Origin of the sequence: Flavobacterium aquiphilum (assembly GCF_027111335.1) — a bacterium.
GTDB lineage: Bacteria > Bacteroidota > Bacteroidia > Flavobacteriales > Flavobacteriaceae > Flavobacterium > Flavobacterium aquiphilum.
Map to the genome: position 1 here is coordinate 2555712 of NZ_CP114288.1, position 24887 is coordinate 2580598.

Sequence of the window (24887 nt, forward strand, 5' to 3'; positions counted from 1 at the left end):
GTATTGACACTCTTGGCATTTATCGAAAGTTACTATCTCTTTGTTGCAGTGACTCCCCGTAATGGTCTTGATTTTTTATTTGTTATTCCATTATTTTTTGCTTTTTGTGTTTTAACTTTTGGAAGAGTAATACTTCCGTATCAAGAAAAAGGAATAGGATTAAAAATTTACTATGGTATTGTTTTAGTGCGCTATTTATTACAGCCGTTTCTCATTGTTCTTTCTGATGGCAAACTCAATGTAAGAATGCCGGAAGCAAAAGCAGATTCGTACCCAATAGCTATTTTTATTTATTGTATTGAATTATTTATTGCCTGCTTAGTAATAAAAAAATGGTTCCCATTTTACATTAAAAAGTATGCAAAAACAATAAAGTCAAAAAGTCAGATTCCATTGAATACTTACGGCAAGAATGTGCTTATTGTTTTTTTATTATTTCTTTTGCTTAGATTCAATTCGTGGATTCCAGGACTCAAAATTCTTGGTTTAAAAGAATCATATTCATCTGTGGCAGTTGTGTTTGATGCAACTATTTTTAATTGTTTAAAAGGGTATCTTTTTATAGTATTACTTGTGGAAGCCAAAAGGCACAGTTATTATAAGAGTCAATTTAAATTTTATTTTAGTCTTGCTTTTTTAGCAGCTATTTTTAATTTCATATCTTATTTTGGTAGTAATCGATCATTTATTTATGAAACTGCAATTGCGACTCTGGTTATTTTAATTTACAGCTATCCTCAATTCAAGAAAAAAATACTAGCTATTATTTTGCCATTGGCTTTATCGATGATGTTTTTTTCTTATGTTAACAAGCAGTTTGCAACGGATAATGCCATTACTTTTAGAACTCAAAACACGTTTACTTTGATTTCAACTATAGTTGAAGAATATTCTAATGGTCTTTGGACCGTAGCTAGATCATATCAAGCATCAGCAGGCTTATCATCAAAGGCTTCTTTTGAGGCTTTTATTAAGGACTTATCTGATGGATTTTCTGGACTTTCGGATTTGCCTTTTATTAAAACACTTAATTCTAGTTTATCAGGATTACGCTCGTCATCAACTATTTTTAAAGATTCTCTTAAACAAAGAGATGATAGAGGGCAGATGCTGTCTTTATCAGGAGGGTTTTTAATTATTGGAGGAAACTTATTGGGATGGCCTTTTTTGGTAATTGGAAATTATTTGATGATAAGGCTGCTTGTAAAAATGGAAGTTGCCTCCAAGATTGTTAAAGATTTATATTATAAGTATATGTATATATGGATGTCAATACTTATGGGACTTGTTCATTGTTATTGCTTACAAACTATCGTATTCTGTTGGAGTAAATTTATTCTTTTTTATTGGCTTGTTTTGTTTATAAATGAATTGGGATGTTCTAAAAGGGTTACATATGGAAGACACCAATTAACATCTGTTGCCATCAATTCAGAAGTAAACAATGAATTATCAAGTAAAATTAAATTATGAAGAAACGAGTACTAATTATCTTGAATACTAAGTATCCTTATGATAAGTCTGAAGATTTTTTATCGAATGAGTTGGATTATGTAAAGGGATTTGATGAAGTTATATGTTTTCCAATATTGGTTTATGGAGAGAAAACCAGTGAATCTATAATTTATAAATCAACCATACAATCAGTCAAATTTTATAACAGCCCAGTTTCTTATAAGAGTAAAACAAGATTAATAAAATTATTATTTTCAGTTTTTAATAATGCACAAACTTACAGAGAGTTGACTTCTCTAATTGCTACTAGGCGCATTTCATTAAGGAATTTGAAGCAATTGTTTTCTTTTTTATTTATAGCCAACAATGCAATGCTTGACATTAGTAAAGTCATCAAACAGAATTATAGAAATGTTGATGTGATATTGTATTCTTATTGGATGCATGCTGGTGCATTTACGGCTATTTCACTACAAAAAAAACTTAAAAAGAAAGTTGCGATAAGGAAAATAATTACTCGCTGTCATCGATTTGATTTATATGAATATGCTGATTCTGGTCAATATTTGCCTATGAGAAATTATATTTTTTCTAATATTGATGAAATTCATTCTATTTCCGAAGACGGTTTGTCTTATCTAAAAAATAAATACAAAATAGATACAGGTAAAGTATTTCTTTCTCGATTAGGTTCTTTAGATCGGGGTATTTCAATTTTTCCTAAAACAGTTCCATTGCGTCTTGTTTCGTGTTCATGGTTAAGACCTGTAAAACGCGTTTCATCTATAGTAAAAGCGATTTCAGATCTCCCTTTTCAATTAGAATGGGTTCATTTTGGGGATGGTGAAGAGTTTGATGAAATAAATGAATTAGTGAAAAAAATCACTAACCCTTTAATTACTTGTAAATTGATGGGAGCTTGCAGTAATGAAAAAGTGTTAGAAGAATATAAAAAGAATCCTTATGATGTTTTTATTAATGTTAGTGAGAACGAAGGTGTCCCGGTATCTATTATGGAAGCCATCTCATTTGGAAAGATAATAATTGCGACTGATGTAGGCGGTACAGCAGAGATTGTTGAGGATGGGATTAATGGTTTTTTATTGAATAAAGATTTTACTATTGATGAACTTGTTAGAGTACTTACTAAAGTTGCCTTGTTAGATAGTCAGCAGTTTAATGAAATGTGCCGTCAATCCAGAAGAATTTGGGAAGAAAGGTGTAATGCTGATTATAATTACGCTAAATTTTACAGTAACCTATCATTCTATTAGATCATGAAAATAAATCTAAATCTACAGTCTTTAAATAATTGGGGAACGGGGATTTGTTTGTTTGGGAATAAATTGATCGAATATTTAAATCGTAATACCCATTATGAATTGCATGGATGCTTTAATTTTGTTAGAGATATCAAACCAAACGATTTAAATCGATTTTGTTTCCCGGTAAAATATTCAAAAATTCCTTCGAAGTTAGTTTATTCAAGAGCAATTAATAATGCTTTGCCTTTTTACTATCATCGTATGATGGGAAATAATGCAAGAATCAATCTTTTTTTTACTTATAAAATTCCCAGAGTTAGATATAGTGGAATTACTGTTTGCACAATACACGATCTAATACCCTTAAAAGTTGTACAGGAAAGTAAGCAGATAGAGATTAATTACAAAAATGATATTACGTTCGCTATCAATCATTCAGATTATCTGATTACGGTTTCAGAGGCTTCCAAAAAAGATATTATCTCAGCATTCAATTATCCTGAAAATAAAATCACCGTTATACCAAATGGTGTCGATTTTAATTTCTTCAATAAAGCAATTTGTCCTAGTTCATTATCGGGTATTAGAGCAAAATATGGTTTGCCAAAAAAATTCATATTGTATTTTGGTAACATAAGGAAACATAAAAATGTCGACCGATTAATAAAGGCTTACTCTTTGCTTTCTGATGAAATTAGAAATGAAGTAAGTTTAGTCATTACTCAGGGAAATGATGGATTACGAGAGTTGGTTAAAGAATTAGATTTAGAGCATCAGATTTATTTTACCACATTTATTGATGAAGAAGATATACCATCCATCTATAAATTGGCTTCGATTATGGTGTTTATATCTTTATATGAAGGGTTTGGATTGCCAATAATAGAAGCTATGGCGGCAGGAACTCCAGTAATTACTTCAAATATTTCTTCAATGCCTGAAATTGCAGGGATGGCAGCAATTTTGGTAAATCCACTTCAATTAGAAGAAATAGCGGAAGCAATGAAGTTATTGATACAAGATGATGATTTAAGAGCTAAGATGATAGCTTTAGGTTTTGATAATGCCAAAAAATATAGTTGGAATAATGCCGGAGAAAAGTTAGTGTCACTATGTTCTGAGCTTTTAAATCAAAAACTATGATAAGTCTAATAAAAAGGATTTTCAGATTAATTCTTAGTTTACCCAAGACAATCTATTTTAATTTTCTTGTGTTTCCCTTTAAAGTTGCTGTACAGCTTCCTGTTTTAGTAGAGTATACAACAAAATTTTATGCGCTGCATAAAAATACAGTGGTGTTGAATGGTAAAATAAAATTTGCAATGATTAAGATTGGATGGGGGGAAGGTTCTCCTGGAAATGAATGCAACCGCAATAATTGTTGGATTGTAAAAAAAAAATGTAGGATACTGTTTGAAGGAACAGCACATTTTGCAAAAGGAGTAACCTTGCGGGCAGATAATGAAGGGACAATTTCATTTGGAGATAAATTTGTAGCAAATCAAAATTTTTTTTGTGCAAGCAATACGGCAATATCCATCGGAAGCAATGTTGTTTTAGGGTGGAATATAAATATTCGTGATGCGGACGGGCATAGTATTTATGATCAAAATCAAAACAGGATTAATCATAACAAACCTATTAGCATTGGTAACAGGGTATGGTTAGCTAGTTACGTCAGTATTTTAAAGGGGGCAAAAATACCTGATAATAGTATTGTTGCTTATGGGGCTATAGTTACCAAATCCTTTTTCGAAAAGAATGTAATTATTGGTGGTATTCCGGCTACAGTTGTTAAGAAGAATATCAATTGGGAAATATAAATTATAACTGATGACTACCAATAGAACCCGCAATTCCATAAGGAATTCTGTCACGGCCTTATTTGGACAGGCGGTAACGATTATATTAAATTTTATTGTACGAACCATTTTTATAAAAACATTAGGGATAGCCTATCTTGGGATCAATGGATTGTTTACCAATATACTTTCGGTACTGTCTTTTGCAGAAGTTGGATTTGGAACGGCTATTATTTATGCTATGTACGCTCCATTGGCGTGTAGAGACGAAGTAAAGGTTTCGAAATTAATGAATTATTATGCTAAGGTTTATGAAATAATTGGCGCCTTTATTTTTATTTTAGGATTAGTATTGATTCCCTTTTTAAGTTTTTTTATTAATGATTTGTCACAATTGCCGCAAGAGTTGCCGCCTTTATGGATTGTATATCTACTTTATTTATTTAATACCTCCCTCAGTTATTTTTTTAACTATAAGAGATCTTTACTAATTGCAAGTCAAAATGGACACCTTGATTCTTTGAATCAACTTTACATCAATATTGTAAAGGGGGTTTTACAAATAGTTACCTTGTTGGTTTTTCATAGCTTCTTGATTTTTTTGATTATTCAAATTCTGTGTACTTTTTTAGGTAATTATTTGATTTCAAGGAAGGCAGATAAGCTGTTCCCATATTTAGCAGTACATAAAGAAAAAAAAATTGATAAAAAAGATAAGGACGATTTAAGAAAAAACGTTTTTGCTATGGCATTTAGTAAATTAGGATCTGTGGTAATTACAGGAGTTGATGATTTACTTATTTCAAAGTTTGTTGGAATTATTGCGATGGGAATTTATTCTAATTATTTATTGTTGACCAATACCATCAGAATTGTTTTTATTCAGATGCTCTTACCTATTACTGCAAGTGTTGGCAACTATGTTGCTGAGAAAACAGAAGACGAATCTCATAGTTTTTTTAAAAAATTATTTTTTATCAATGCTTATTTTGCCATTTGCTGTTTTATTGCCTTAAGTACTTTGGTGAATCCTTTTATCTATTTGGTATGGGGTAAAGAGTATGTTTTTTCAGCTTTAATTACATTTTTAATCACGTTCAATTTCTATTTAGATAGAATGCGAACAACTTCCCAAATTTTCATAGATGCCAAAGGTCTTTTTAGACCTATTAAATGGAAGTCTTTGTTTGAAGCAGTTATTAACTTGTCTTTTTCTTTCTATTTTATTTTAGTCTCAAAATGGGGAATTGAATCAGTGATTGTAGCAACAATGATCAGTAATATATCGACAAATATTTGGTGGGAGCCTTATGTGGTTTTTAAATATGGTTTTAAACGGAATGTGTCAACATATTATTTAGCAATTATAAAATACACTGCTGCTTTGGCCATAGCCTATTTGATTACCAGATATGTGCAGTCTTTTTTTTCAGTTCGCTTTGGAGGCTTTGTTGCTAAAGGAGCAGTCTCTGTTATCATTCCTAATATCATACTGTTTGTACTCTTTAAGAATACCGTTGAGTTTAAGTATTTTAAAAATTTGATACAAAATATAATGAATAAAAAATTATGGTAAAAAGACTATTCAAGAAATTGATTTTTCATTTTTTTAAGATGTTGTTAATTCCTTTGGACGGGAGATTTCCTAGAATCTATATGAGGATGTATAATATAGTTCTGGCCATGATGGGGGTGAAAATGAACGGAACCCCCAGATATATTTCTACCCATGTCAGGTTTGATGATTTTGAAAAGATCCATCTTTCAGAGCGAGTTGTAATTTCTGAAAAAGTAATTTTATTAACACACGATTACTCAGTAACGACTGGACTGATGGCATTAGGAAATACACCTAAAACAGATATTGCATTTATCAAAGAAATAAAAATAGGGAATAATGTTTTTATTGGAATGGGGGCAATAATACTACCAGGAACAGTTATTAATGACAATGTTGTAATTGGAGCAGGTAGTGTTGTGAGAGGAACCATTGAAACTGATTCTATTGTTATTGGCAATCCTGGACAAGTAATAGGGAAATTGTCAGAAAAGAGTCAAAAATGGGAATCACAGTTAGCACAGTCCTCTATACAAATTGATAAAAAATAATTATGAGATTATTAATTATAGGTCCATTTCCAGAACCAATTAACGGCTGTTCGTTGGCAAATGAAGTTCTTTTAAAACAAGCAAAGTTGCATAAGAACATTTCTGTTAATTATATTGATACAAATTCAAGAGAAATTTCTTCTAAACATGTTGGTATGTTTTCTTTTACTAAAGTATTTTCTTTTATTAAAACATATAAGAGTATATTTTATATTAATAAAGCAGATGTAGTTTATATTACTCCAGGGCAAACTTTTTATGGTGTTGTAAAATATATGCCTTTTTTTTTAAACTGTTTATTATTTGGAAAACCGTACCTCATTCATATTCATGGGAATCATTTAGGAAATGAATATAAATCATTGCAAGGATTTAGAAGGTACTTATTTTCAATATTTTTAAAAAAAGCTTCTGCGGGTATTGTCCTTTCAGATTACTTAAAAAGTAATTTCGAGGGCTTACTTAATCCGGAAAAAATCTTTATTGTTGAAAATTTTGCCCAAGATGATTTAGTCCAGGAAGTACAAATAGAGAAACCTAAAGATATGCTCAGACTTCTTTATTTAAGTAATCTAATGGAAGAAAAAGGAATTATAGATTTTCTTGATTGCTTGATTCTTCTTAAAGAAAATAAGATTCTTTTTACAGCTGATATAGCTGGTAATGTCGAGGATAAATGCGATTTTGTAATACGTAATAAATTTAAAGAGCTACAAGGACATATAAAGTACCATGGTGTGGTCACGGGAATACAAAAAAAAGATCTTCTCGAGAAGGCCAATATTTTTATACTGCCAACATATTATCGTATGGAAGGTCAACCCATTTCCATAATTGAGGCTATGGCTACCGGAAATATTATTCTGACTACTAATTTTTCTGGAATACCAGATATTGTTAGTAGAGCAAACGGATATTTCATTCAGCCTAAAAACCCCAAGAATATATATGATAGATTGTTAGAGATTAATCAGGATTTGGCTAAAAACATTGATAGTTTCAGCTATACAAATATGGAGTATGTTAAATCTAATTTTACTGAAAATCAGTTCTCTAATAAAATTATAAAACTTGTTCAGCAGCTTTTACAATGAAAGGTATAATGAAAGTTCGTTTGGATTTATTTAATTCTAAAATAGGCCTTAACAGAGGGGCTTCAACCGCAAAAGAAATTTCGTGGTACTTGGTTAAGACTTTATTTTTTTTATCTCCTATTCCCTATCCTTCTTTTTTTAAAGTGATTTTGTTGAACTTTTTTGGTGCTAAGACCGGTAAAGGTATAGTAATAAAACCAAGGATTAATATCCACTTTCCTTGGAAACTTGTAATCGGCGATCATGTTTGGATAGGAGAGGAGGTTTCTCTTTTAAACTTTGAATTATTGACTATTGGCAGCCATGTTTGTATTAGTCAAAGAGTTTTTATTTGCGGAGGTAATCATGATTATAAAGATCCTGCTATGGCTTATCGAAACGGACCAATAACTCTTGAAGATGGGAGTTGGGTTGGTGCTTGTGTATTTGTTGGACCAAACGTTGTAATCGGAAGCAATACAGTTGTGTCAGCTGGATCCATTGTGACACAATCATTGCCTGAAAATGGAATTTATAAAGGAAATCCGGCGGTATTTATTAAATCGCGTTGGTAATAATTTTTAAACAATTTCATTAGAAAAGGCTGGGGATTCCTAACGAATTTCATTCCTGAATACTACTGTTGTTCTGTCCCTGGTGATTAACAAATCTTATTTTTTAATTGTTTTTTGACTAAATCATTTTATTGTCTTTAAAGTGTTTGCCGTTTTCCATATCGAAAATCATTTTCTCTCCTTTACTATTTTTTGTCTCCTAATCTATTAGCCACGGTCCAATAGACGCTTTGTTATTGCTCTAAAAAAAGGTTTCAGTTTTTGAAGTTTTGAGCCACAGTATGGCATTTTACAATTTTGATCGCTTTTCCTGTGATCAAAGAGGCTGTATTATTTTGAGCAAATGGTTAGGTAAACGTAAAATAATCAGGTTGCTTTTTTCAGTATAGTAGATTGTTGTACCCTTTCTGCTATGTCTTTTTATGCTAATATTTTTCATTTAATCTAAATAAATAATTTATGAAAGTTTCCATTATTACTATTTGTTATAATAGAAAAGCAACTATTGCGGATTCTATTAATAGTGTTTTGTCTCAGGATTATTCTGATATTGAGTATATTGTTATTGACGGAAATTCAACTGACGGTACAAAAGATGTTATCGAATCTTATGCGGATAGCATTAGTAAGTATTTATCCGAGCCAGATAACGGTATGTACGATGCGCTCAACAAAGGATTGGCTCTCGCAACTGGAGATATAATAGGATTAATGCATTCAGATGATGAGTTTTATGATTCAAAGGTTGTTTCACAAATTGTTAAAACCTTTAGTGATAATCCTATGACTGAAGGAATTTACGGTAACGGTATTTATGTTTCAAATGATAGTAAAGAGCGTTTGATCAGGAATAGGATTGGCGGTAATTATAAATTTGAAAATTTAAAAAAAGGGTGGTTGCCTTTGCATCCTACGGTTTATTTGAAGCGGGAGACGATTAATAAATATGGAGTTTACAATCTGGACTTTAAAATAGCTTCGGATACAGAGTTTTTACTCCGCTATTTGTTCAAATACAAAATTAAGATGACTTACAATAACAGCTATATGGTTAAGATGAGAATGGGAGGATTAAGTACCAGCTACAAGAGGGCATATGAGATTCTGTTGGAGGATTGCAGAATTTACAGGCACCACGGTTTAGATTCTATTAAAGTAGTTCTTTCGAAAAAGATGCTTGCTTTGAAACAATATATTCGTCCCCAAGAGTTGGTTATTTCAGAATCATAAGTTTTTTGGTAAGAAATTATTTGCAAAAAGCTTCACATACAACGTTTTTACTCCGTTATTTGTTAAAATATAAAGTCAAGATAACTTGCAATAACTCCTGTATGGCAAGTTGAGAATGGGAAGATTAAATATCAGGTAGAAGATAACATATAAAATTCTATTGGGGCATTACAGAATTTATGGATGCCCTATTTTAGATTCTATTAAAGAAATGGTTGCTTTGAAATATTGTATTTGTCCGCAAGATTTGCTTACCCCAAAATCATAAGTCCGGTTTTAGTTAAAACAGCAATATCTCTCAAAGCATCATCAGTAATGAAAAAAAGTCCCCGTTTTTATTGTGAAAAAGTAATCCTCCTGATCTTTATTTCTTTGGTTTTACTGTTTATCTTTTATTATTCATGGTTGCCCGATTCTTCTTTAAGAACCGAAACCTATTTGCCAATTTGGCTTGTTGATTGGAGTAATCACTATTACAACTTACGAACAGCTATTCCTTTTATTCCATTAGGTTTTTTATTGGAGGCTTGGACTTTTACAATTAAAAAAAAACATAAGCATAAGAAAAATTGCCTCTCAATGACAATACGGAATTTAGGCATTTCGGCTCTAATTGTTAGTATAGCTGAAGGTGGCCAGTTTTTAGTTTTATACCGAAATCCTGATTATCGGGATATAATATTTGGAATACTGGGAAGTATTTTAGGAGCCGGCACATTTTATTTTATAAAAACAACAACAAAATTATTTTTCTTGAACAATGCGTAACAGACATAAATTTACCTTTATTTTTTGCTGTATCTTACTTGATTTACTAGCGATGTTTATAGGCCCATTGATTTATTTGAATTCTGCCAAAGAAAATCATATAAATTGGAATGAATTCCTATCAAACAATATGTTTATGATTTCAATTATCAGTTGGTTATTACCTACTTTATATTTTAGGTTATATCAATTAGATAGTATTTTTAGTTTAGAGGTTTTTTATAGAAACACATGGCATAGTTGCATCATTCAATGTTTTCTATGGTATAGTTATCTTTTTCTTTTTCAAGATGATTCACAATATTCGATAGTGAGTAGTGCTAATCTTTTTCAATTGACTTTTCTGATTTCATACATGGTTGCCTCAAGAGCCTTGTTTACTGTTATTTTAACAAAAATGAAACGATGGGTAAAAAAGCCTATGAATGTTGCTATATGGGGATTTAATAGGACTAGCATAGAACTGGCTTCACAGCTTGAAACAAATTCATATTTTGTTAATTTTTTAGGTATTTTAAATAATAAAGCCGATTTGCAATACAGGGATAAAGAAGAATTTAGTTTGGCTCTTGTGAATGGAATACATAATGCGTCTTTAGATAAGATTGACGAAATGTATGTAGTTGCCAAACCTGACTATATAAAAGATCTAAACTCTTATTTTGAATTAGCCGATAAGTATTGTATGCGATTAAAATTTGTACCTGATTTTTCTATGCTTTCAAGAGGTCAATTTAGTACTACTAATTTTAACAATTTTCATGTAATTAGACCAAGATTTGAACCTCTTCAAAATGCTTATAACAGATTAATTAAAAGAATATTTGATATTGTTTTTAGTTTGGCTGTAATTATTTTGATACTTTCTTGGCTCTATCCTCTAATGGGAATTATCATTAAAAAACAAAGTAAAGGACCTGTTTTATTTAAGCAACTTAGAACCGGAAAAAAGAATAAAACTTTTTGGTGCTACAAGTTTCGAAGTATGAAGAATAACGCGGTAAGTGATATTCAGCAAGCACGAAAAAACGATGATAGAGTTACCCCCATAGGCAAATTTATGCGACGTACAAGTATCGATGAGATGCCTCAGTTTTTTAATGTGTTATTAGGAGATATGAGTGTTGTAGGACCAAGACCTCATATGATTAAGCATACTGAGGATTACAATGAACAGGTGAATAACTTTATGGTACGACATTTTGTTAAGCCCGGTATCACCGGTTTGGCTCAAGTATCTGGTTTTAGAGGTGAAATTACCGATGTTTCTGATATTAAGAGAAGAGTTGATGCAGATATTCATTATTTACAAAATTGGAGTTTAGCTAAAGATATTAAAATTTGTTTTTTAACCGTGTTTAATTCCCTTAAAGGTGACGATAAAGCTTTTTAACCCTTAAATATTTATTATGATAATCACTTATTACTTTGCAGGTTTGTTATCAGGTGTTTCTATTGCTTCTTTTTTCATTGGTAAAGAATTGTATCGATACTATATTAAGAACAAAGTTCAGGAAAAGAAAATACACCGCTTATTGAAATTGAATGAAAAAATTAAAAACTCTTTACTGGTTGACTATGCAGAAAATCAAGGTTAATGAATCGTATTGTTTTTTTAATCAACCATTTGGGACTATTAAATAGGTTGAAAAGAACAGTGAATTTTGCACCCTGTTATAAAAATCTATCGTCTGTTAATCTCATAAAGTATTTTTTACCATCAAATTTCATAAAATGAATACATCCAGTTATTTTACTATTTTTTTTGCATTTTTTTTTGCATTCTTTTTTCAGTCATGTGCTAACAAAAAAGATATCTTATATTTTCAAGATGCTTCAAAATATGCCTCTGTACCAGTTGTACAAGCGGAGACTTTGATACAGCGTAATGATATTTTGAGTATCTCAGTAGGTGCTTTAGTCCCTGAAACGGCCTCACTTTACAATATCCAAAATCTAGGAAACGGTCTTGCTTCGCAAAACATAGAGACAATAAAGCTCCAAGGGTATTTAGTTTCTGACCAAGGGAAAATCGTTTTTCCGGTATTAGGAAAAATTTCAGTCCAGGGAATGACTGTAGCGGCTTTAGAAGAGCATCTTAAAAAACTCTTGGAAGAGGGGGGGCATTTAGTTAATCCAACAGTGAGTGTGCGTATTTTGAACGCTAAAGTAACCATTTTGGGCGAAGTGAACCGGCCAGGAACATTTTCTTTTTTGGAACAGTATGTTTCTGTACCACAAGCTCTTGGGTATGCGGGAGATCTCACAATTAATGGCAAACGCAATGATATTTTGTTAATCAGAGAATCAGAGGGCGTAAGGACAATCACGCATGTTGATTTGACAACTGCCAGTTGGATGAATGATCCAAAGTACAGGATTAAGCAAAACGACGTATTGGTGATTAATCCAAATAACCCAAAGATTAAAACAGCCGGATATGTGGGAAATACCAGTGTAATATTAACAATTGCTTCCCTAATACTAAGTTCTATTGTTTTATTAACCCGATAATTGATTTATGTATAATACTGATAGAAATGATTTTTTTGATAATATGGATGATAATAATGGAGTTCCTTTTCAAGAAGTGATACGGAAATATTTACGTTATTGGCCTTGGTTTTTAGTAACTGTAGTGGTATCAATTTTTATGGCCTTTATTTATTTGCGCTATACAGATGTAATCTATAGAACAGAAGCCAAGATTAAATTATTGAATGACAAAGAGAATTCTAATTTCACACTAGATGTATCCAAATTATTTAATAAGTCAAGTATAAATTTAGAAAACGAAGTTGCTTTACTAAAGTCTGTGCACTTGTCAGAGAAAGTAGTTAAGAATTTACAATTGAATGTAGAATATTTCCATAACTCAGCAGTGACTTCTAAGAGGGTTTATAATCAGCCTTTTAAGGTTTTTTATACGGGAAATCCAACTCTTTTAAAGAATACGTTGGAGTACACGATTACAGTTACAAGATCAGGTTATACTATTCAAGAAGTTAAATCCGGCAGGGTTCATAAAAATATAGGATATTTTATGCTTAGCTCTGTTCAGGGCTTCCCTATAATGATTAAGCCTTATGTTTTACAGAGAATGGCAGCCAATATTGATAAAAATTTTACTGTAAACATAAGGCCGATCAATCAATCGGCTATGTCTTTGAGTAATGCTTTTCAAATTAATCCAGAGGGAACAGAAAGTGATATTCTCTCAATATCATTAGATGGGACAGATGGTTCTCAATCAGAGGCTATTATTAATAACTTGATTAAAGTTTTTGGAGAAGACGGAATTTCAGATAAGCAGGAAGTATCACGCAGGACAATTAGTTTTGTAGAAGATCGCTTCGTGTATTTGAGAAGAGAACTGGATTCAATTGAAAGCTCAAAAAAAGAATACAAGAAAAAGAATAATTTAAGTTTTATTCAGGAAGATGCTGAGGCTAGTATTCAATCAAAAATGGACAAAGAACAAATACTTGATGATGTTGAATCTCAAATGTTGTTAGCCCAACTTCTCAAACAAAATATAGAAAACCAAAAGGTTTTTGAACTTCTGCCAGCGAATATAGGGATACAAAATATAACGATTAATCAGTTAGTTGATGAGTATAATAAAACGGTTTTGGAATTCCAAAAAAATCGATCCAGTGCCGGAAGTAATAATCCTTCGCTTAAAGTTTTAATAAGTGAACTTAGTATTGAGCGACAGAATATAATAAATTCGGTAAAAGCATACAAACAGCAGTTACAAACTAAATTGGTGCAAAGTAAAACGTCTCAACGGGAAGCTTCTATTTCTTTTTCATCATTACCGGAAAAAGAAAAAGTATTGAGAAGTATTGAGCGTCAACAAAATTTAAAGGAAAGTTTGTATTTATTGCTGCTTCAAAAAAAAGAAGAAGCTGCTATAAACTTAGCAGTCACGATACCCAATACAAAGATAATAGATTATGCAATAACCAAAAATTATCCTATCTATCCTAAAAAAAGTACTGTTTTTATAGCAGCTATATTGATAGGTTTATTATTCCCTTTTGGTATATTATTTCTTGTTTTTAAACTGGATAATAAGATATACAATGCAGTTGATATTGAAAGTTATACAGCTTCCATACCGATTTTAGCCGAAATACCTTCTTCTGAAAATTCAAAATCAAGAGAACTTCAAAGTGTTGAAGCTTTTAGAACTTTGGCTAATAATACCAATTTCATAACTCCTTTTGATTCTCAGAACAGGGGAAGCGTAATTTTTGTTACTTCCTCTATAAAAGGGGAAGGTAAAACATATGTATCTTATAATTTAGCGGATGCCTATGCGCATCTTGATAAAAAAGTTATACTTGTTGGTGCAGACTTTAGGAATCCACAATTGCATAGACATTTAAATCAATCTAGGGAGGGAGGTAAAGGATTTTCCAATTACCTTCATGATTTAAATTTGCAATGGCGAGATTTGATTTTCAGGGCCGACGATAGGACATATTCCTTCGATATCTTATTGTCTGGGGATATTCCGCCTAACCCAACTTTATTGCTTTCAAGTCATAGATTTGCGTCTTTTATAGATGAATTAAAACAACAATATGATATTGTTATTTTTGATACACCTCCTACATTAATAGTCACAGATTCTTTGATTATCTCAAAGTATGCAGATACTACACTGTACTTAGTTCGATCTGGAGTTACAGAAAAAAGGCTAGTTACCTACTCTAAAAAATTAAGCGATGAAAAGAAAATAGTCAATATGGGTTATGTAATTAATGCAATCGACCTTAATCGATTCTACAGTTATGGATATAATTATGGATATGGATATGGTTATGGAAAGGATATGGAAAGAAAGTCTTGGTATAAACGACTATTTCAGTATTGGATGTAACGACTTTTGAGACAACGCTATTGGCTATGATGCTATAGGGATTTTTAAAATGAGTTTTACCTGTACTCGTTTTAGCGTCAAAGTGTACTCGCCAGAGTTGCTGAAAATTTGATGAAAATAATAATTAAAAAACGATAATAATGAATTTAACAGATGCCATAAACGAGTGGTTCACACCTTGCTTTGATAAAAATACCCAAGGAGCGGTTAAAGAAATGATGGATTTAGATCCAAAAGAATTGAAAGATAGTTTTTATAAGAATCTTGAATTTGGAACAGGTGGAATGAGGGGGATTATGGGAGTTGGGAACAATAGAATAAATAAATATGCACTTGGGAAGAGTACACAGGGAATCTCTAATTATTTAAAACAAACTTTTGCGGCCAACTCATTAAGGGTCGTAATTGCTTACGATTGTCGTCACAACAGTAATAGTTTAGCAAAGGTTGTTGCTGATGTTTTCTCGGCTAATGGTATTCAAGTTTATTTGTTTTCGGGCTTACGACCTACCCCAGAGCTTTCTTTTGCTGTGCGGTATTTAAATTGTCAATGTGGAATTGTACTCACAGCTTCACATAATCCCCCGGAATATAATGGTTATAAAGTGTATTGGAAAGATGGGGGGCAAATAGTACCTCCAGAAGACCAAGAAATAATTAATTCAATCGAAAAATTGACTTATGACCAAGTCAATTTTCAAGCGAATGAGGATCTAATACATCATATTAATTCGGAGGTTGACGCTGCTTTTATTGAATCGTCTATAGTGAGCACAAGTTTTAATACCGACAAAATTGCAAAAGAGAATTTAAATATTGTTTTTACACCTTTGCACGGAACGGCCATAACAATAATTCCTGATGCACTGCAACAAGCAGGTTATTCCAATTTTCATATTGTTGAAGATCAGGCGATACCGAATGGAGACTTTCCAACAGTAAAATCTCCAAATCCAGAGGAGCCGGAAGCCTTACTAATGGCATTAGAGTTGGCCGAGAAGGTAGGGGCAGATATTGTAATTGGTACAGATCCTGATTGTGACCGTTTAGGTATTGCAGTTCGAAACATCGAAGGACAAATGGTATTATTGAATGGTAACCAGAGTATGATTTTAATGATGGCTTTTTTACTGGAAAAGTGGAAGAACAACAATAAGATTAACTCGCAACAATTTGTTGGATCAACCATTGTGTCAACTCCAATGATCATTGGGTTAGCAAATGCATATGGTGTGGAATGCAAGTTGGGGTTGACGGGATTTAAATGGATTGCCAAAATGATAAAAGACAATCCGGCACTTGAATTCATCGGAGGAGGGGAAGAAAGTTTTGGTTTCATGGTTGGGGACAAGGTTCGGGATAAAGATGCCGTTGCAGCTAGTTTATTAACATGTGAATTAGCAGCTCAGGCCAAAGCTAAAGGCAGTTCGGCGTATTTAACTTTATTGAATTTATATGTTGAATATGGTTTTTATAAAGAGCATCTAATTTCGATAACCAAAAAAGGACAGGAAGGATTAATTGAAATTGATAAGATCATGGTAGCCTTACGCAAACAACCTATTTCAGAAATTGATGGCAAAAAAGTGATTCGTATAGAAGATTATAAAACATCAATAGTTAAAAGGACAGCAGATAATACAGAGGACTTATTGTTACTTCCTAAAGCTGATGTGTTGGTTTTTTATGCAGAGGATGGTTCTAAAATAGCTGTAAGACCAAGTGGGACAGAACCGAAAATTAAATTTTATATTAGCGTAAATGCCCCTCTGGATTCAATAGAAAATTACACAAAAGTTGAGGCCTTCTTGAACAATAAAATAGTAAATATTGTGTCCCAATTGCAATTTTAGAAAATTGTATTAACTATTTTAAAACCGGGAAATAAGAATGGCTTTTAGAATCGTTTATATCTTAAAAAGCAAGTCAACTAGAAAATTTCATTCTTAATTAATAAATCACCAATTTTATTTTTTTTAGCAAATACAATGGGTTTTTTGGTTAAAAAAAGAATTTGTTTTTCGTTGTGAATATCAGTGCCAGTAAAGTCATACATGTCATTTTCGATTAATTTTTCTGCAATCTTTTGAGTTTTTTTGCCGTAATAACCATTTATTGATAATAAATTAAGTTGAAAAAAAATATTAAATTCTTTTAACTCTTCATACCTTGACATGTTGTGATGAAAGTAAAAATAGCGTTCGGGATGGGCTATTATTATTTTGTAATTTTTTATTTTCAATTCAAACAACATATCATATAAATTAATAGGTTTGAAAAACAAAGGAAGTTCAACCAGAATATAATTTTCTTTTAAACAGAGTAATGGTTCTTTCTCTAGCTTGTTAATGAGATTCATATCTAGCATATATTCGCTGGCATATCCTTTTAAGAAATCATGGTTTTTCTTTATTGAGGTTGCTTGATCAAAAGCATTTTTTATACTAAGAGGCGTGTTGTTCCAATGTGTAGTAAAAGTATGAGGCGTTGCAATAGCACTGCAGATGTTAATTTCTCGCATTCTTTTTATAAGGCATGTGGTTTCATAAGTGTTTTTTGCCCCGTCATCTATAGCGGGTAGCAGATGATTGTGAATGTCAGTGTAATTTTTTGGAAGTATATCCTTCAAATAGTACTTTGATCGGAATAGAGGAAGCATGGCGTAAAGATTAATCCCAAAAATAAAAGTTTCTTTCTTTTCTCTTTTTCCTTTTTAGTGTTATTAATTCCTTAGGGAGGATTTTTTGTCTTTTTTTTTCAACTCATCTAAAGATATAAATTGCACTGTATACTACAAATTTATTAGTGTTTAAAACTCGTCGTGCATTATCGAATTAAATTGACACTTCGTTTTTTAATTACATTGTATTTTTATTGAATAGGTCCCAACCGATTCCAAGTAGTTTTCGTTCACTTATTTTTTTCGCATAGTGCGTATTTAGCCGGCAAATATTCTACTTCGGACATTACTTCTTTTCAGATGTTCTTTTGAGGGAGTTACAGATGTCATCATTGTTTTCTTATTGTAAATTTATTGACAGCGTTTATCTTAGTTTTGACCTGTATCCTGTAGAATTTGATTTGGCGCTCAAGTAGTCATATATGTTTTCTTTTTTTCTTTCGTCCTAACCAAATCAGCAATCCCGTAATTGGTAATGTGGCTGCAAAAAGACAAACCAAAAAGGCCAGGATTTTTGTTGGATATCCGTAAATGCTTCCTGTATGAATTGGGTAAATAAGACGTCGGATTTTGTCACCATTGCTAAAAGATTCATATGGTTTGACTTTTAAAATATTACCAGTGTATCTATCGAAATAGATTATACTTGAAATATTAGGAATCGATTTTTCAAGATTTAGCTTTATGACCATTATGCTGTTTATGGTGTCCGATGGGATTCTGATCTGAGTATCTCCTTTGTATCTATAAATACTGTCGGTCTTTGAAAATAGGTTCTGATAAAAAAAAGTTTTATCAGGCATTGGATCAATTTTAGTTGAATTTTCCACTTTGACCGATGATTTTTTCGCTGTTCCATCTGCCAGCAAATAAATACCACTTTCGAACCATTTAAAAGACCAGGTTAGTCCTGTTAGTGATATTATCAAAAGAATAGTGAATGTATAAATACCGAAAGTCGAGTGAAAATCCCAGTTGACCCTTTTAAAAGAAGCGCTCCATTTTACGCTTAATCTTTGCTTTAGGTTTTTTAGTTTGTTTGGCCACCATAAAATGAGGCCTGAAAACAGCATAAAAACAAAGATAAGGCAACTGCAACCCGTAATAAATTTCCCAGCTTCCCCCAAAATTAAGTGGCGATGCAAATCGAGCACGACAGAAAAAAACCTGCTTTTTTGAGGAATTACCGCCAATACTTTTCCAGTATAAGGATCTACAGAGAATATCTGATCATTTTTCTGGGCATTGGTTCCAGAAATAATTACGCTCCTTTGCGGATCTTCATAAGTTTGAATACGGTCTAATTCCGTGATTGCATATTGCTTTCGGATAGCATTAACATAAAGATCAACAGGTGTTTTTTCTGTTCCGATGGCCGAAACTTTATAAAATTCGGGATTTATAAAAGCATCTATTTCTTCTTCAAAAACTAAAATACTTCCGGTAAGCGCCACAATAAATACAATTAGCCCGGACGAAAGTCCGAGCCATAAATGTAGAAAAATAATATTTTTTTTTAATGTTTTATTCATCTAAAGAGGATTTGAAAAAATATTTTGAATATAGCTAAAGCTTTTAAAAGGAGTATCCAAGTGTTAGCAACCAGTTCGAGGGGGCACCGGGGAATAAACGAATATAGTCATAACCACCAACCCAGTAGGTTTTGTTAAATATATTATTGGCATTTACCTGGATTTTAAATTTATTGATATTGTAATATAATGCCGCATTAAATAAAGTGTAGCCTGGGAGAGTTTGTGTGTCAGTTTGGCTTAATGTACGTGTTGTTGCAAAAGTACTTCCTAAAGCAATGCCAAAATCCTTTAAAACTCCCTGAGTAAAATTATAGCGTGTCCATAAATTACCTTGTTGACGTGGTGTGTTTGGTTTTTGTCTTCCAATTTCGGATTCAATCGGACTATCCGTAATTGCGGCCTCATTGTATGAATATGCAGCAGAAACATTCCAGTTTCTCGTGATATTTCCGTTAGCATCGATTTCAATACCTTTTGATTCTTCTTCACCTACAGCACGCATCAGATCCGGATTTGTAGAATCGTTTGCCGGATATAAAGTGTTTCTTTGCTTGATTTTAAACAGTGCAACGGTTACGAAAAGTTTTTCTTTGAACCAGGAAGATTTTCCTCCAAATTCTATCATATTGCTTTCTACCGGATCAAAGGGACCGCCCGCATTTGGGTTTGATTGAGAAGAAGCCGTCTGCGGATTGTATCCCTTTACATAAGTTCCATACAAATTAATGTTTGGATTAACAGTATAAGTCAATCCAAAACGCGGTAAAAACGAATGTTGTTTTACTTTCTTTTCATTACTTTTTTTGTAGTTTTCTTTATCGCTGTATTCGTCATAACGTACACCTATTAAAGCCTGAAAAGCACCAAACTTGATATGATCCTGAAGGTAAATTCCATACAAGGAATAGTAAGTAGGGTCAAAAGGACGCGCTGCATAAAAATACTTGCTCATATCTTTTAACTGCTGTGATCCGGAGGGATTAGTCAGATCAAAATGCGCCACGTTTGGTACTGGATTTCCTTTTGAATCCAATAAATATTTATCTTTATTAGCCGGGTTATAAGTTGCAATTGATCCCGTATTGGACGCATTTCTGTATCCTGTAGCCTGTAATTGTGAACCTCCGGGCGGCACTTGCTCCTGTGCATAATCATAACCCAAGATCAGGTTATGATCTAAATCTCCCGTTTTGGTTTCATATTTAAAAAAGGTCGAAAGATTATCAATATAACGTTTACGTTTACGAATAAAGACCTGCATTTCTATAGAAGTGGGAATAGTGCTCCCATCTCCTGCTGATGCATATTTATTCGCGCCGCGGTGTTCTAAAAGATCTTCTGTATATCCTGTACGAATGTAGGATGCAGAAAACGAAAAACGATCTGTAAATTGATGATTTAAGGAAGTTGTTACAATATAGGTCTCTTCATTTAAATAATCGTTTGTCGAGTTTAACGAATTGGAAATTTTGGTTGAGTATAAATTATTTTCATAAGTTGATTGTCCACGATCCAGAATACTTTTCGAACTGTTATAAATCAGATCAAAATTGACACTTGTTTTTTCATTCGGTAAGAAAGACAAGGAAGGAGCAAGTACAATATTCTTGTCGAATTGTAAATCTCTGAAAGAATTCGCATTTTCGTAGCCTAAATTCAATCGGTATAAAAGTGATTTGTCTTCTGTTAGAGGCCCCGTAAAATCGGCTAAAGCCCTTAAAGTATTAAAACTTCCGGTAGAAAAACTCACACTGTTTGCAGCCTGATCCAAAGGTTTTTTAGTCACTCTGTTTATGACACCTCCAGGAGAGGCGTTTCCAAACAAGGCAGAAGATGGTCCTTTTAAAACCTCGACACGTTCCAAATAATTGGCAAGCGGCTGTTTCCAAAATCCGGTAGAGGTCCGCATACCGTTTAATAATTGTGTATTGCTTCCTCCATTGATTCTAAAACCTCTAATCGAAATATCATCATAGAAAGTAAACTGACTCACCCCGCTGAAGTTTTTTACAACCTCACCTACGCGAATAGATCCCTGATCTGCAATTAGCTCTTTTGTAGCATACGAAACTGCCTGAGGCAAATCTTTTAGGGCAATTTCTGTTTTGGCTCCAATAAAAGATTTTGAGTTTCGGTATGATTTCTCTTTGCGTCCAGTGATTTCAACAGTCTGTAAAGTATTGATGTTTTCCTGTAGAACTATCGAAATTTCGAGTTTTTCATTTTGATGTAATTCGATATTTTTTTCCTGAACAGAAAACCCCATTGCCGAGAAATAAATACTATAATTTCCAGGGGGAAGATTAGTGATTTCAAAGTTTCCATTATCGTCAGAAATGAGATTCTTTTTTGGGCTCTTTATAGAGATAGAAGCATAAGCAACAGCTTCGTTATTTTTGGAAACTATTTTTCCGTTGATTTTGGCATTTTGTGCCAGACCAATATTAAATATGGCAAGTAGTAGAATAAATGAGAATGTAAATTTCATGGCGGTTATAATTTTTAGACCGCAAATTTATATTTATTTAGACTAATTACAAATAATATTTTATTAATATTTTTGGAAGATCAATTGTTTCTGGTAATAATTTTGAAGTTTAATTGTACCAGGCAAATTTTAGAGCCATTGATCAAGGAGTCCCAATGTGTTTTACAAATGATAGTTTTTTTTCAATTATTTGATTTATAGTGAAATAAAATACTTTTAAAATATATTGGCTACTGCTGATAAAACAGGAGGAGGTTCTCAATACAATTATTTTTTTTTGCCTATACAATATAACGGTAATGCAAATTTTAACTTGTAATAACTTTTTTGCAATTTAAAAGGATATTTATGTCGATCTGTAAGTGTAAAAAATAGAGGTAATTACTTCGTTATTTGCGATGGGGTGTTTGTGCTGCCGATGCGATGAAGCTGTTATGGGCTGTTTTTCTCGTTAATATTTGGGGATTCATATACTTAGAATCCGTAGCTTTTTTTTATTTTTCCAACTTCAACAAAGCAAGTTTTGAAACCAGATCGTCAAGCATTAATCGAGTATCTAAATTGGTATAAACTCTAATTTTACGACCTTCTAAAGTTTCTTCATACAATCCAGAATCATTAATCCTTGGAATTGTTTTTAATACATATTTACAGGATGCTGAGTCAGCTTCCCAAGAGGTTTGCAAAGCAGTTAGTAAAACTAATGGACTATCACCTAAAACATACGCTTCGCCAAGGGAACGTTTAGATCTTTTCATTAAATCCTCAAGTTTTTCGACTAGGAACTTACCAGTGATTCCATTTGATTTAATTTTATACACCAGTTCTGAATAGGAATATAAGGCTTGTCGATAGGTATCTCTTGGTACTTGCCAAATTGAAATATCAGAAATATTAAAAATTACCTGACATGCCTTAATATCAATCCCTAAATTATATTCAAGATTTTTCCCCTTGGGAGGTGGTATGGCTAATCCTTGATATTCTGGACCGCCTATCCAAACCAATTTGATTTTTTTTGCTATTCGAGGTTCCATAAGATAAGCACTTGCTATATTTGTTAATCCTGCACCACAGACAACATATAGCGGCATTTTTGTATCCTCACGCATCGCTTCCTGAACGATAGCTTTTGTGCCATTCGATATAATAGGTGTTTTAATATCTGTTAATACAGAAGCTCCACCTTCATAAATAGGTATTTTTCCTGTTAATTTCATTAAACTTAATAGTTCATTTACTTGAGTGCATGCATAAGTTGCTGTCCCGGATGAACCATAAAATCCTTCTTTATAATGTTGAGAGCCAATTATTCCTTTGATTTCGACCGATGGTGATAGTATATGATGCACCAATTGAAATAATCCATCAGGGTCTCCACCAAAGTCATTATCAATAATTACACGAATCCTTGGTTTAACTGTTTCATTGTGATAAATAGAATCGTTTTGGGCATAGATAGAATATCCTTGTATCAGAAATATTCCAATTAGAAATCTTTGAATAATACGTTTCATTAAATAAAAAAATATTTAATACTTAAGAGCTGAACTCGATTAATAATTTAGTTTGAAAACATTGCACAAAAGGTAAAATCTGGCATATTTAAATCTTTGATAATTAAATATTTAACTAAATTCTGCCTTGTGATTATTTCGATAAAATTACTTATATTTTTTCTATTGTTGATGATTTTTGTTAAGGTTTTGGTAAAAATACATAACTTTTTCTACTTGGAAGGGCTTTTAAGTTTCCTTCAATTGCGTCAAAATCTGAAGTGATTACAATTCATTTACTTTTTCATTTCAGTGGTTTTCTTTGTTTCAAGCATTATTATATTTCATGTTTAAAAAATATGCAAAATGAGTTTTCTAATACGATTTCTTATAATCGTTTTTTAGAACTGATGTAAAGTGTTCTTTTTGCAATGACAATTTTTGCCAAAACCTGTTGCTTTGGCAATTACAGGCATTTTGTTTGTAGACTCGAAACCAATAAGGATTTGTAAAAATAAACGAATCACTGGAAATAAAGTTTTCAAAGGCACAGCCAATAAAGGTAAATCTGTAATGGGTTGTTTCATCGGGTTAAACAATATATCATCATTAATGGCAAAGGAGAATTGTTAAGCTTTACGTAACTCAAGCCAACGTAAATGATAGAGAACCACTGTAAAATTGAATGCTTCTATCAATCCTAAAAATGAATTAGAATTATATGATTTAATAAATGACCCATCTGAAAGTAAAAATATTGCTAAGCAATTTCCAGAAAAAACAATGGAATTGGAGGGATTGATGAAATCATCACATGTAGAATCTACGTTATTTTCATTTATAATTCAAAACAAGTAGGTCTGTAAAAAAGTAAGTTACAGCACGCCAAAACTAAAGAGGACCAACCATCCTTTCTAAAAAAAAATGCGAAAGTTGTTTCGTAAATATAATATTTGATAAGCAAACATATCCTGAAGAAAATGCAGGATACTATTAATTGGTGGAGGCTCTATATGCTCTTCAAAAGGGGTATCGAGCCATTTTTGTAAGTCAATTTTAGCGAAAAGATTCAAAGGTACAAAAGTTACTAAATTTGACAAATATCAGTCAAATTTTGATTATACTTCTAATTCTTTTAGAATTAAAATGGTAATTGAAGCTGCCCATATTTGAATCATAACTGCATTTTTGGTTGCATAAATGATTTTATGACTATCCGTTAGGAAATCTTTATAGGGATGTTATGCTGCAATTAGACACTTCAGAATAATTAGGAATCCACTGCCATATTATTTAGTCATTCACTATGTATACCGCAAATTTCAGAGCTATTTACCACCTAATTCCAATTTGAAGTAATCATTGAATTCCGATGTGTTTTAGAAGTTGGAATATGTTTTAATGTGTTTATTTTTAGTAAATTGAAAATTCAATTAAAGATATGTTGGTACTGATTTGTGTTAGTCAATTTGTATTGGAAAGTGTTGGTCAATTTGATCGGCTTTCCCACTGTCAGTTAT

The 24887-nt window shown here is 32.2% G+C and carries 19 protein-coding genes and 1 pseudogene; 16 read left to right on the forward strand and 4 right to left on the reverse strand.

Translation table 11 applies throughout. The features are described from left to right. Nucleotides 1–3 precede the first annotated feature (3 nt). The 15 genes from OZP12_RS10525 to OZP12_RS10595 all read left to right on the forward strand — a co-directional run bounded on the left by OZP12_RS10525 (nt 4) and on the right by OZP12_RS10595 (nt 17021). On the forward strand, nt 4–1473 hold the full coding sequence (locus OZP12_RS10525; RefSeq protein WP_281224923.1) for a hypothetical protein: 1470 nt from the start codon (nt 4–6) through the stop codon (nt 1471–1473). Continuing rightward, complete coding sequence (locus OZP12_RS10530) at nt 1470–2729, forward strand: glycosyltransferase (protein WP_281224924.1); 1260 nt, start codon at nt 1470–1472, stop codon at nt 2727–2729. The genes OZP12_RS10525 and OZP12_RS10530 overlap by 4 nt, the downstream gene beginning before the upstream one ends. Before the next feature lie 3 nt (nt 2730–2732). After that, complete coding sequence (locus OZP12_RS10535; protein WP_281224925.1) at nt 2733–3863, forward strand: glycosyltransferase family 4 protein; 1131 nt, start codon at nt 2733–2735, stop codon at nt 3861–3863. A gap of 179 nt (nt 3864–4042) precedes the next feature. Next, nucleotides 4043–4543 (forward strand): acyltransferase, encoded by a 501-nt coding sequence (locus OZP12_RS10540; RefSeq protein ID WP_281224926.1) that lies wholly within the window; start codon nt 4043–4045, stop codon nt 4541–4543. Between the two features lie 10 nt (nt 4544–4553). After that, nucleotides 4554–6098, forward strand: coding sequence for a lipopolysaccharide biosynthesis protein (locus OZP12_RS10545; RefSeq protein ID WP_281224927.1), 1545 nt, complete (start codon nt 4554–4556; stop codon nt 6096–6098). Continuing rightward, entirely contained in the window at nt 6092–6631 is a 540-nt protein-coding gene (locus tag OZP12_RS10550) for an acyltransferase (protein WP_281224928.1), read from the forward strand. Before OZP12_RS10545 ends, OZP12_RS10550 begins: the two co-directional genes overlap by 7 nt. A gap of 2 nt (nt 6632–6633) precedes the next feature. Continuing rightward, the gene (locus OZP12_RS10555) at nt 6634–7725 is read left to right on the forward strand and encodes a glycosyltransferase family 4 protein (RefSeq protein WP_281224929.1); all 1092 of its coding nucleotides are present in this window, start codon (nt 6634–6636) and stop codon (nt 7723–7725) included. An 8-nt stretch (nt 7726–7733) separates the two neighbouring features. Further along, on the forward strand, nt 7734–8279 hold the full coding sequence (locus OZP12_RS10560; RefSeq protein WP_281224930.1) for a WcaF family extracellular polysaccharide biosynthesis acetyltransferase: 546 nt from the start codon (nt 7734–7736) through the stop codon (nt 8277–8279). Nucleotides 8280–8738: 459 nt separating this feature from the next. After that, on the forward strand, nt 8739–9509 hold the full coding sequence (locus OZP12_RS10565) for a glycosyltransferase family 2 protein (RefSeq protein WP_281224931.1): 771 nt from the start codon (nt 8739–8741) through the stop codon (nt 9507–9509). 315 nt (nt 9510–9824) lie between these two features. Further along, complete coding sequence (locus OZP12_RS10570; RefSeq protein ID WP_281224932.1) at nt 9825–10277, forward strand: VanZ family protein; 453 nt, start codon at nt 9825–9827, stop codon at nt 10275–10277. After that, the gene (locus OZP12_RS10575) at nt 10270–11670 is read left to right on the forward strand and encodes an exopolysaccharide biosynthesis polyprenyl glycosylphosphotransferase (RefSeq protein WP_281224933.1); all 1401 of its coding nucleotides are present in this window, start codon (nt 10270–10272) and stop codon (nt 11668–11670) included. Before OZP12_RS10570 ends, OZP12_RS10575 begins: the two co-directional genes overlap by 8 nt. Nucleotides 11671–11686: 16 nt before the next feature. After that, nucleotides 11687–11875 carry a hypothetical protein gene (locus OZP12_RS10580; RefSeq protein WP_281224934.1) on the forward strand — a complete coding sequence of 63 codons (189 nt, stop codon included), beginning with the start codon at nt 11687–11689 and terminating at the stop codon, nt 11873–11875. Nucleotides 11876–12011: 136 nt separating this feature from the next. Next, the gene (locus OZP12_RS10585; protein ID WP_281224935.1) at nt 12012–12791 is read left to right on the forward strand and encodes a polysaccharide biosynthesis/export family protein; all 780 of its coding nucleotides are present in this window, start codon (nt 12012–12014) and stop codon (nt 12789–12791) included. A gap of 7 nt (nt 12792–12798) precedes the next feature. Beyond that, a complete protein-coding gene (locus OZP12_RS10590; protein WP_281224936.1) occupies nt 12799–15168 on the forward strand; it encodes a GumC family protein in 2370 nt (789 codons plus the stop codon). A gap of 140 nt (nt 15169–15308) precedes the next feature. Continuing rightward, nucleotides 15309–17021 carry a phospho-sugar mutase gene (locus tag OZP12_RS10595; RefSeq protein ID WP_281224937.1) on the forward strand — a complete coding sequence of 571 codons (1713 nt, stop codon included), beginning with the start codon at nt 15309–15311 and terminating at the stop codon, nt 17019–17021. Nucleotides 17022–17098: 77 nt separating this feature from the next. Here the strand turns inward: OZP12_RS10595 and OZP12_RS10600 are convergent, their stop codons facing one another. From OZP12_RS10600 to OZP12_RS10615, 4 genes are all read right to left on the reverse strand, one after another. Next, nucleotides 17099–17797 (reverse strand): tyrosine-protein phosphatase, encoded by a 699-nt coding sequence (locus OZP12_RS10600; protein WP_281224939.1) that lies wholly within the window; start codon nt 17795–17797, stop codon nt 17099–17101. Nucleotides 17798–18264: 467 nt separating this feature from the next. Continuing rightward, a complete protein-coding gene (locus OZP12_RS10605) occupies nt 18265–19380 on the reverse strand; it encodes a PepSY-associated TM helix domain-containing protein (protein ID WP_281224940.1) in 1116 nt (371 codons plus the stop codon). A 43-nt stretch (nt 19381–19423) separates the two neighbouring features. After that, nucleotides 19424–21871 carry a TonB-dependent receptor gene (locus tag OZP12_RS10610; protein ID WP_281224941.1) on the reverse strand — a complete coding sequence of 816 codons (2448 nt, stop codon included), beginning with the start codon at nt 21869–21871 and terminating at the stop codon, nt 19424–19426. 494 nt (nt 21872–22365) lie between these two features. Further along, nucleotides 22366–23388 carry a nucleoside hydrolase gene (locus OZP12_RS10615; protein WP_281224942.1) on the reverse strand — a complete coding sequence of 341 codons (1023 nt, stop codon included), beginning with the start codon at nt 23386–23388 and terminating at the stop codon, nt 22366–22368. Between the two features lie 122 nt (nt 23389–23510). Here OZP12_RS10615 and OZP12_RS20630 point away from each other — a divergent pair. Next, nucleotides 23511–24043 (forward strand): annotated as a pseudogene (locus OZP12_RS20630) (transposase); the annotation flags it as partial. Between the last annotated feature and the right edge of the window lie 844 nt (nt 24044–24887).

Bases quoted from the DNA above. Each gene is read 5' to 3' on its own strand.
- OZP12_RS10545 (WP_281224927.1), top strand. From the start codon at position 4,554: ATGACTACCAATAGAACCCGCAATTCCATAAGGAATTCTGTCACGGCC.
- OZP12_RS10615 (WP_281224942.1), bottom strand. From the start codon at position 23,388: ATGAAACGTATTATTCAAAGATTTCTAATTGGAATATTTCTGATACAA.
- OZP12_RS10565 (WP_281224931.1), top strand. From the start codon at position 8,739: ATGAAAGTTTCCATTATTACTATTTGTTATAATAGAAAAGCAACTATT.
- OZP12_RS10590 (WP_281224936.1), top strand. From the start codon at position 12,799: ATGTATAATACTGATAGAAATGATTTTTTTGATAATATGGATGATAAT.
- OZP12_RS10560 (WP_281224930.1), top strand. From the start codon at position 7,734: ATGAAAGTTCGTTTGGATTTATTTAATTCTAAAATAGGCCTTAACAGA.
- OZP12_RS10605 (WP_281224940.1), bottom strand. From the start codon at position 19,380: ATGAATAAAACATTAAAAAAAAATATTATTTTTCTACATTTATGGCTC.
- OZP12_RS10595 (WP_281224937.1), top strand. From the start codon at position 15,309: ATGAATTTAACAGATGCCATAAACGAGTGGTTCACACCTTGCTTTGAT.
- OZP12_RS10580 (WP_281224934.1), top strand. From the start codon at position 11,687: ATGATAATCACTTATTACTTTGCAGGTTTGTTATCAGGTGTTTCTATT.
- OZP12_RS10540 (WP_281224926.1), top strand. From the start codon at position 4,043: ATGATTAAGATTGGATGGGGGGAAGGTTCTCCTGGAAATGAATGCAAC.
- OZP12_RS10535 (WP_281224925.1), top strand. From the start codon at position 2,733: ATGAAAATAAATCTAAATCTACAGTCTTTAAATAATTGGGGAACGGGG.
- OZP12_RS10585 (WP_281224935.1), top strand. From the start codon at position 12,012: ATGAATACATCCAGTTATTTTACTATTTTTTTTGCATTTTTTTTTGCA.
- OZP12_RS10570 (WP_281224932.1), top strand. From the start codon at position 9,825: ATGAAAAAAAGTCCCCGTTTTTATTGTGAAAAAGTAATCCTCCTGATC.
- OZP12_RS10610 (WP_281224941.1), bottom strand. From the start codon at position 21,871: ATGAAATTTACATTCTCATTTATTCTACTACTTGCCATATTTAATATT.
- OZP12_RS10550 (WP_281224928.1), top strand. From the start codon at position 6,092: ATGGTAAAAAGACTATTCAAGAAATTGATTTTTCATTTTTTTAAGATG.
- OZP12_RS10530 (WP_281224924.1), top strand. From the start codon at position 1,470: ATGAAGAAACGAGTACTAATTATCTTGAATACTAAGTATCCTTATGAT.
- OZP12_RS10575 (WP_281224933.1), top strand. From the start codon at position 10,270: ATGCGTAACAGACATAAATTTACCTTTATTTTTTGCTGTATCTTACTT.
- OZP12_RS10555 (WP_281224929.1), top strand. From the start codon at position 6,634: ATGAGATTATTAATTATAGGTCCATTTCCAGAACCAATTAACGGCTGT.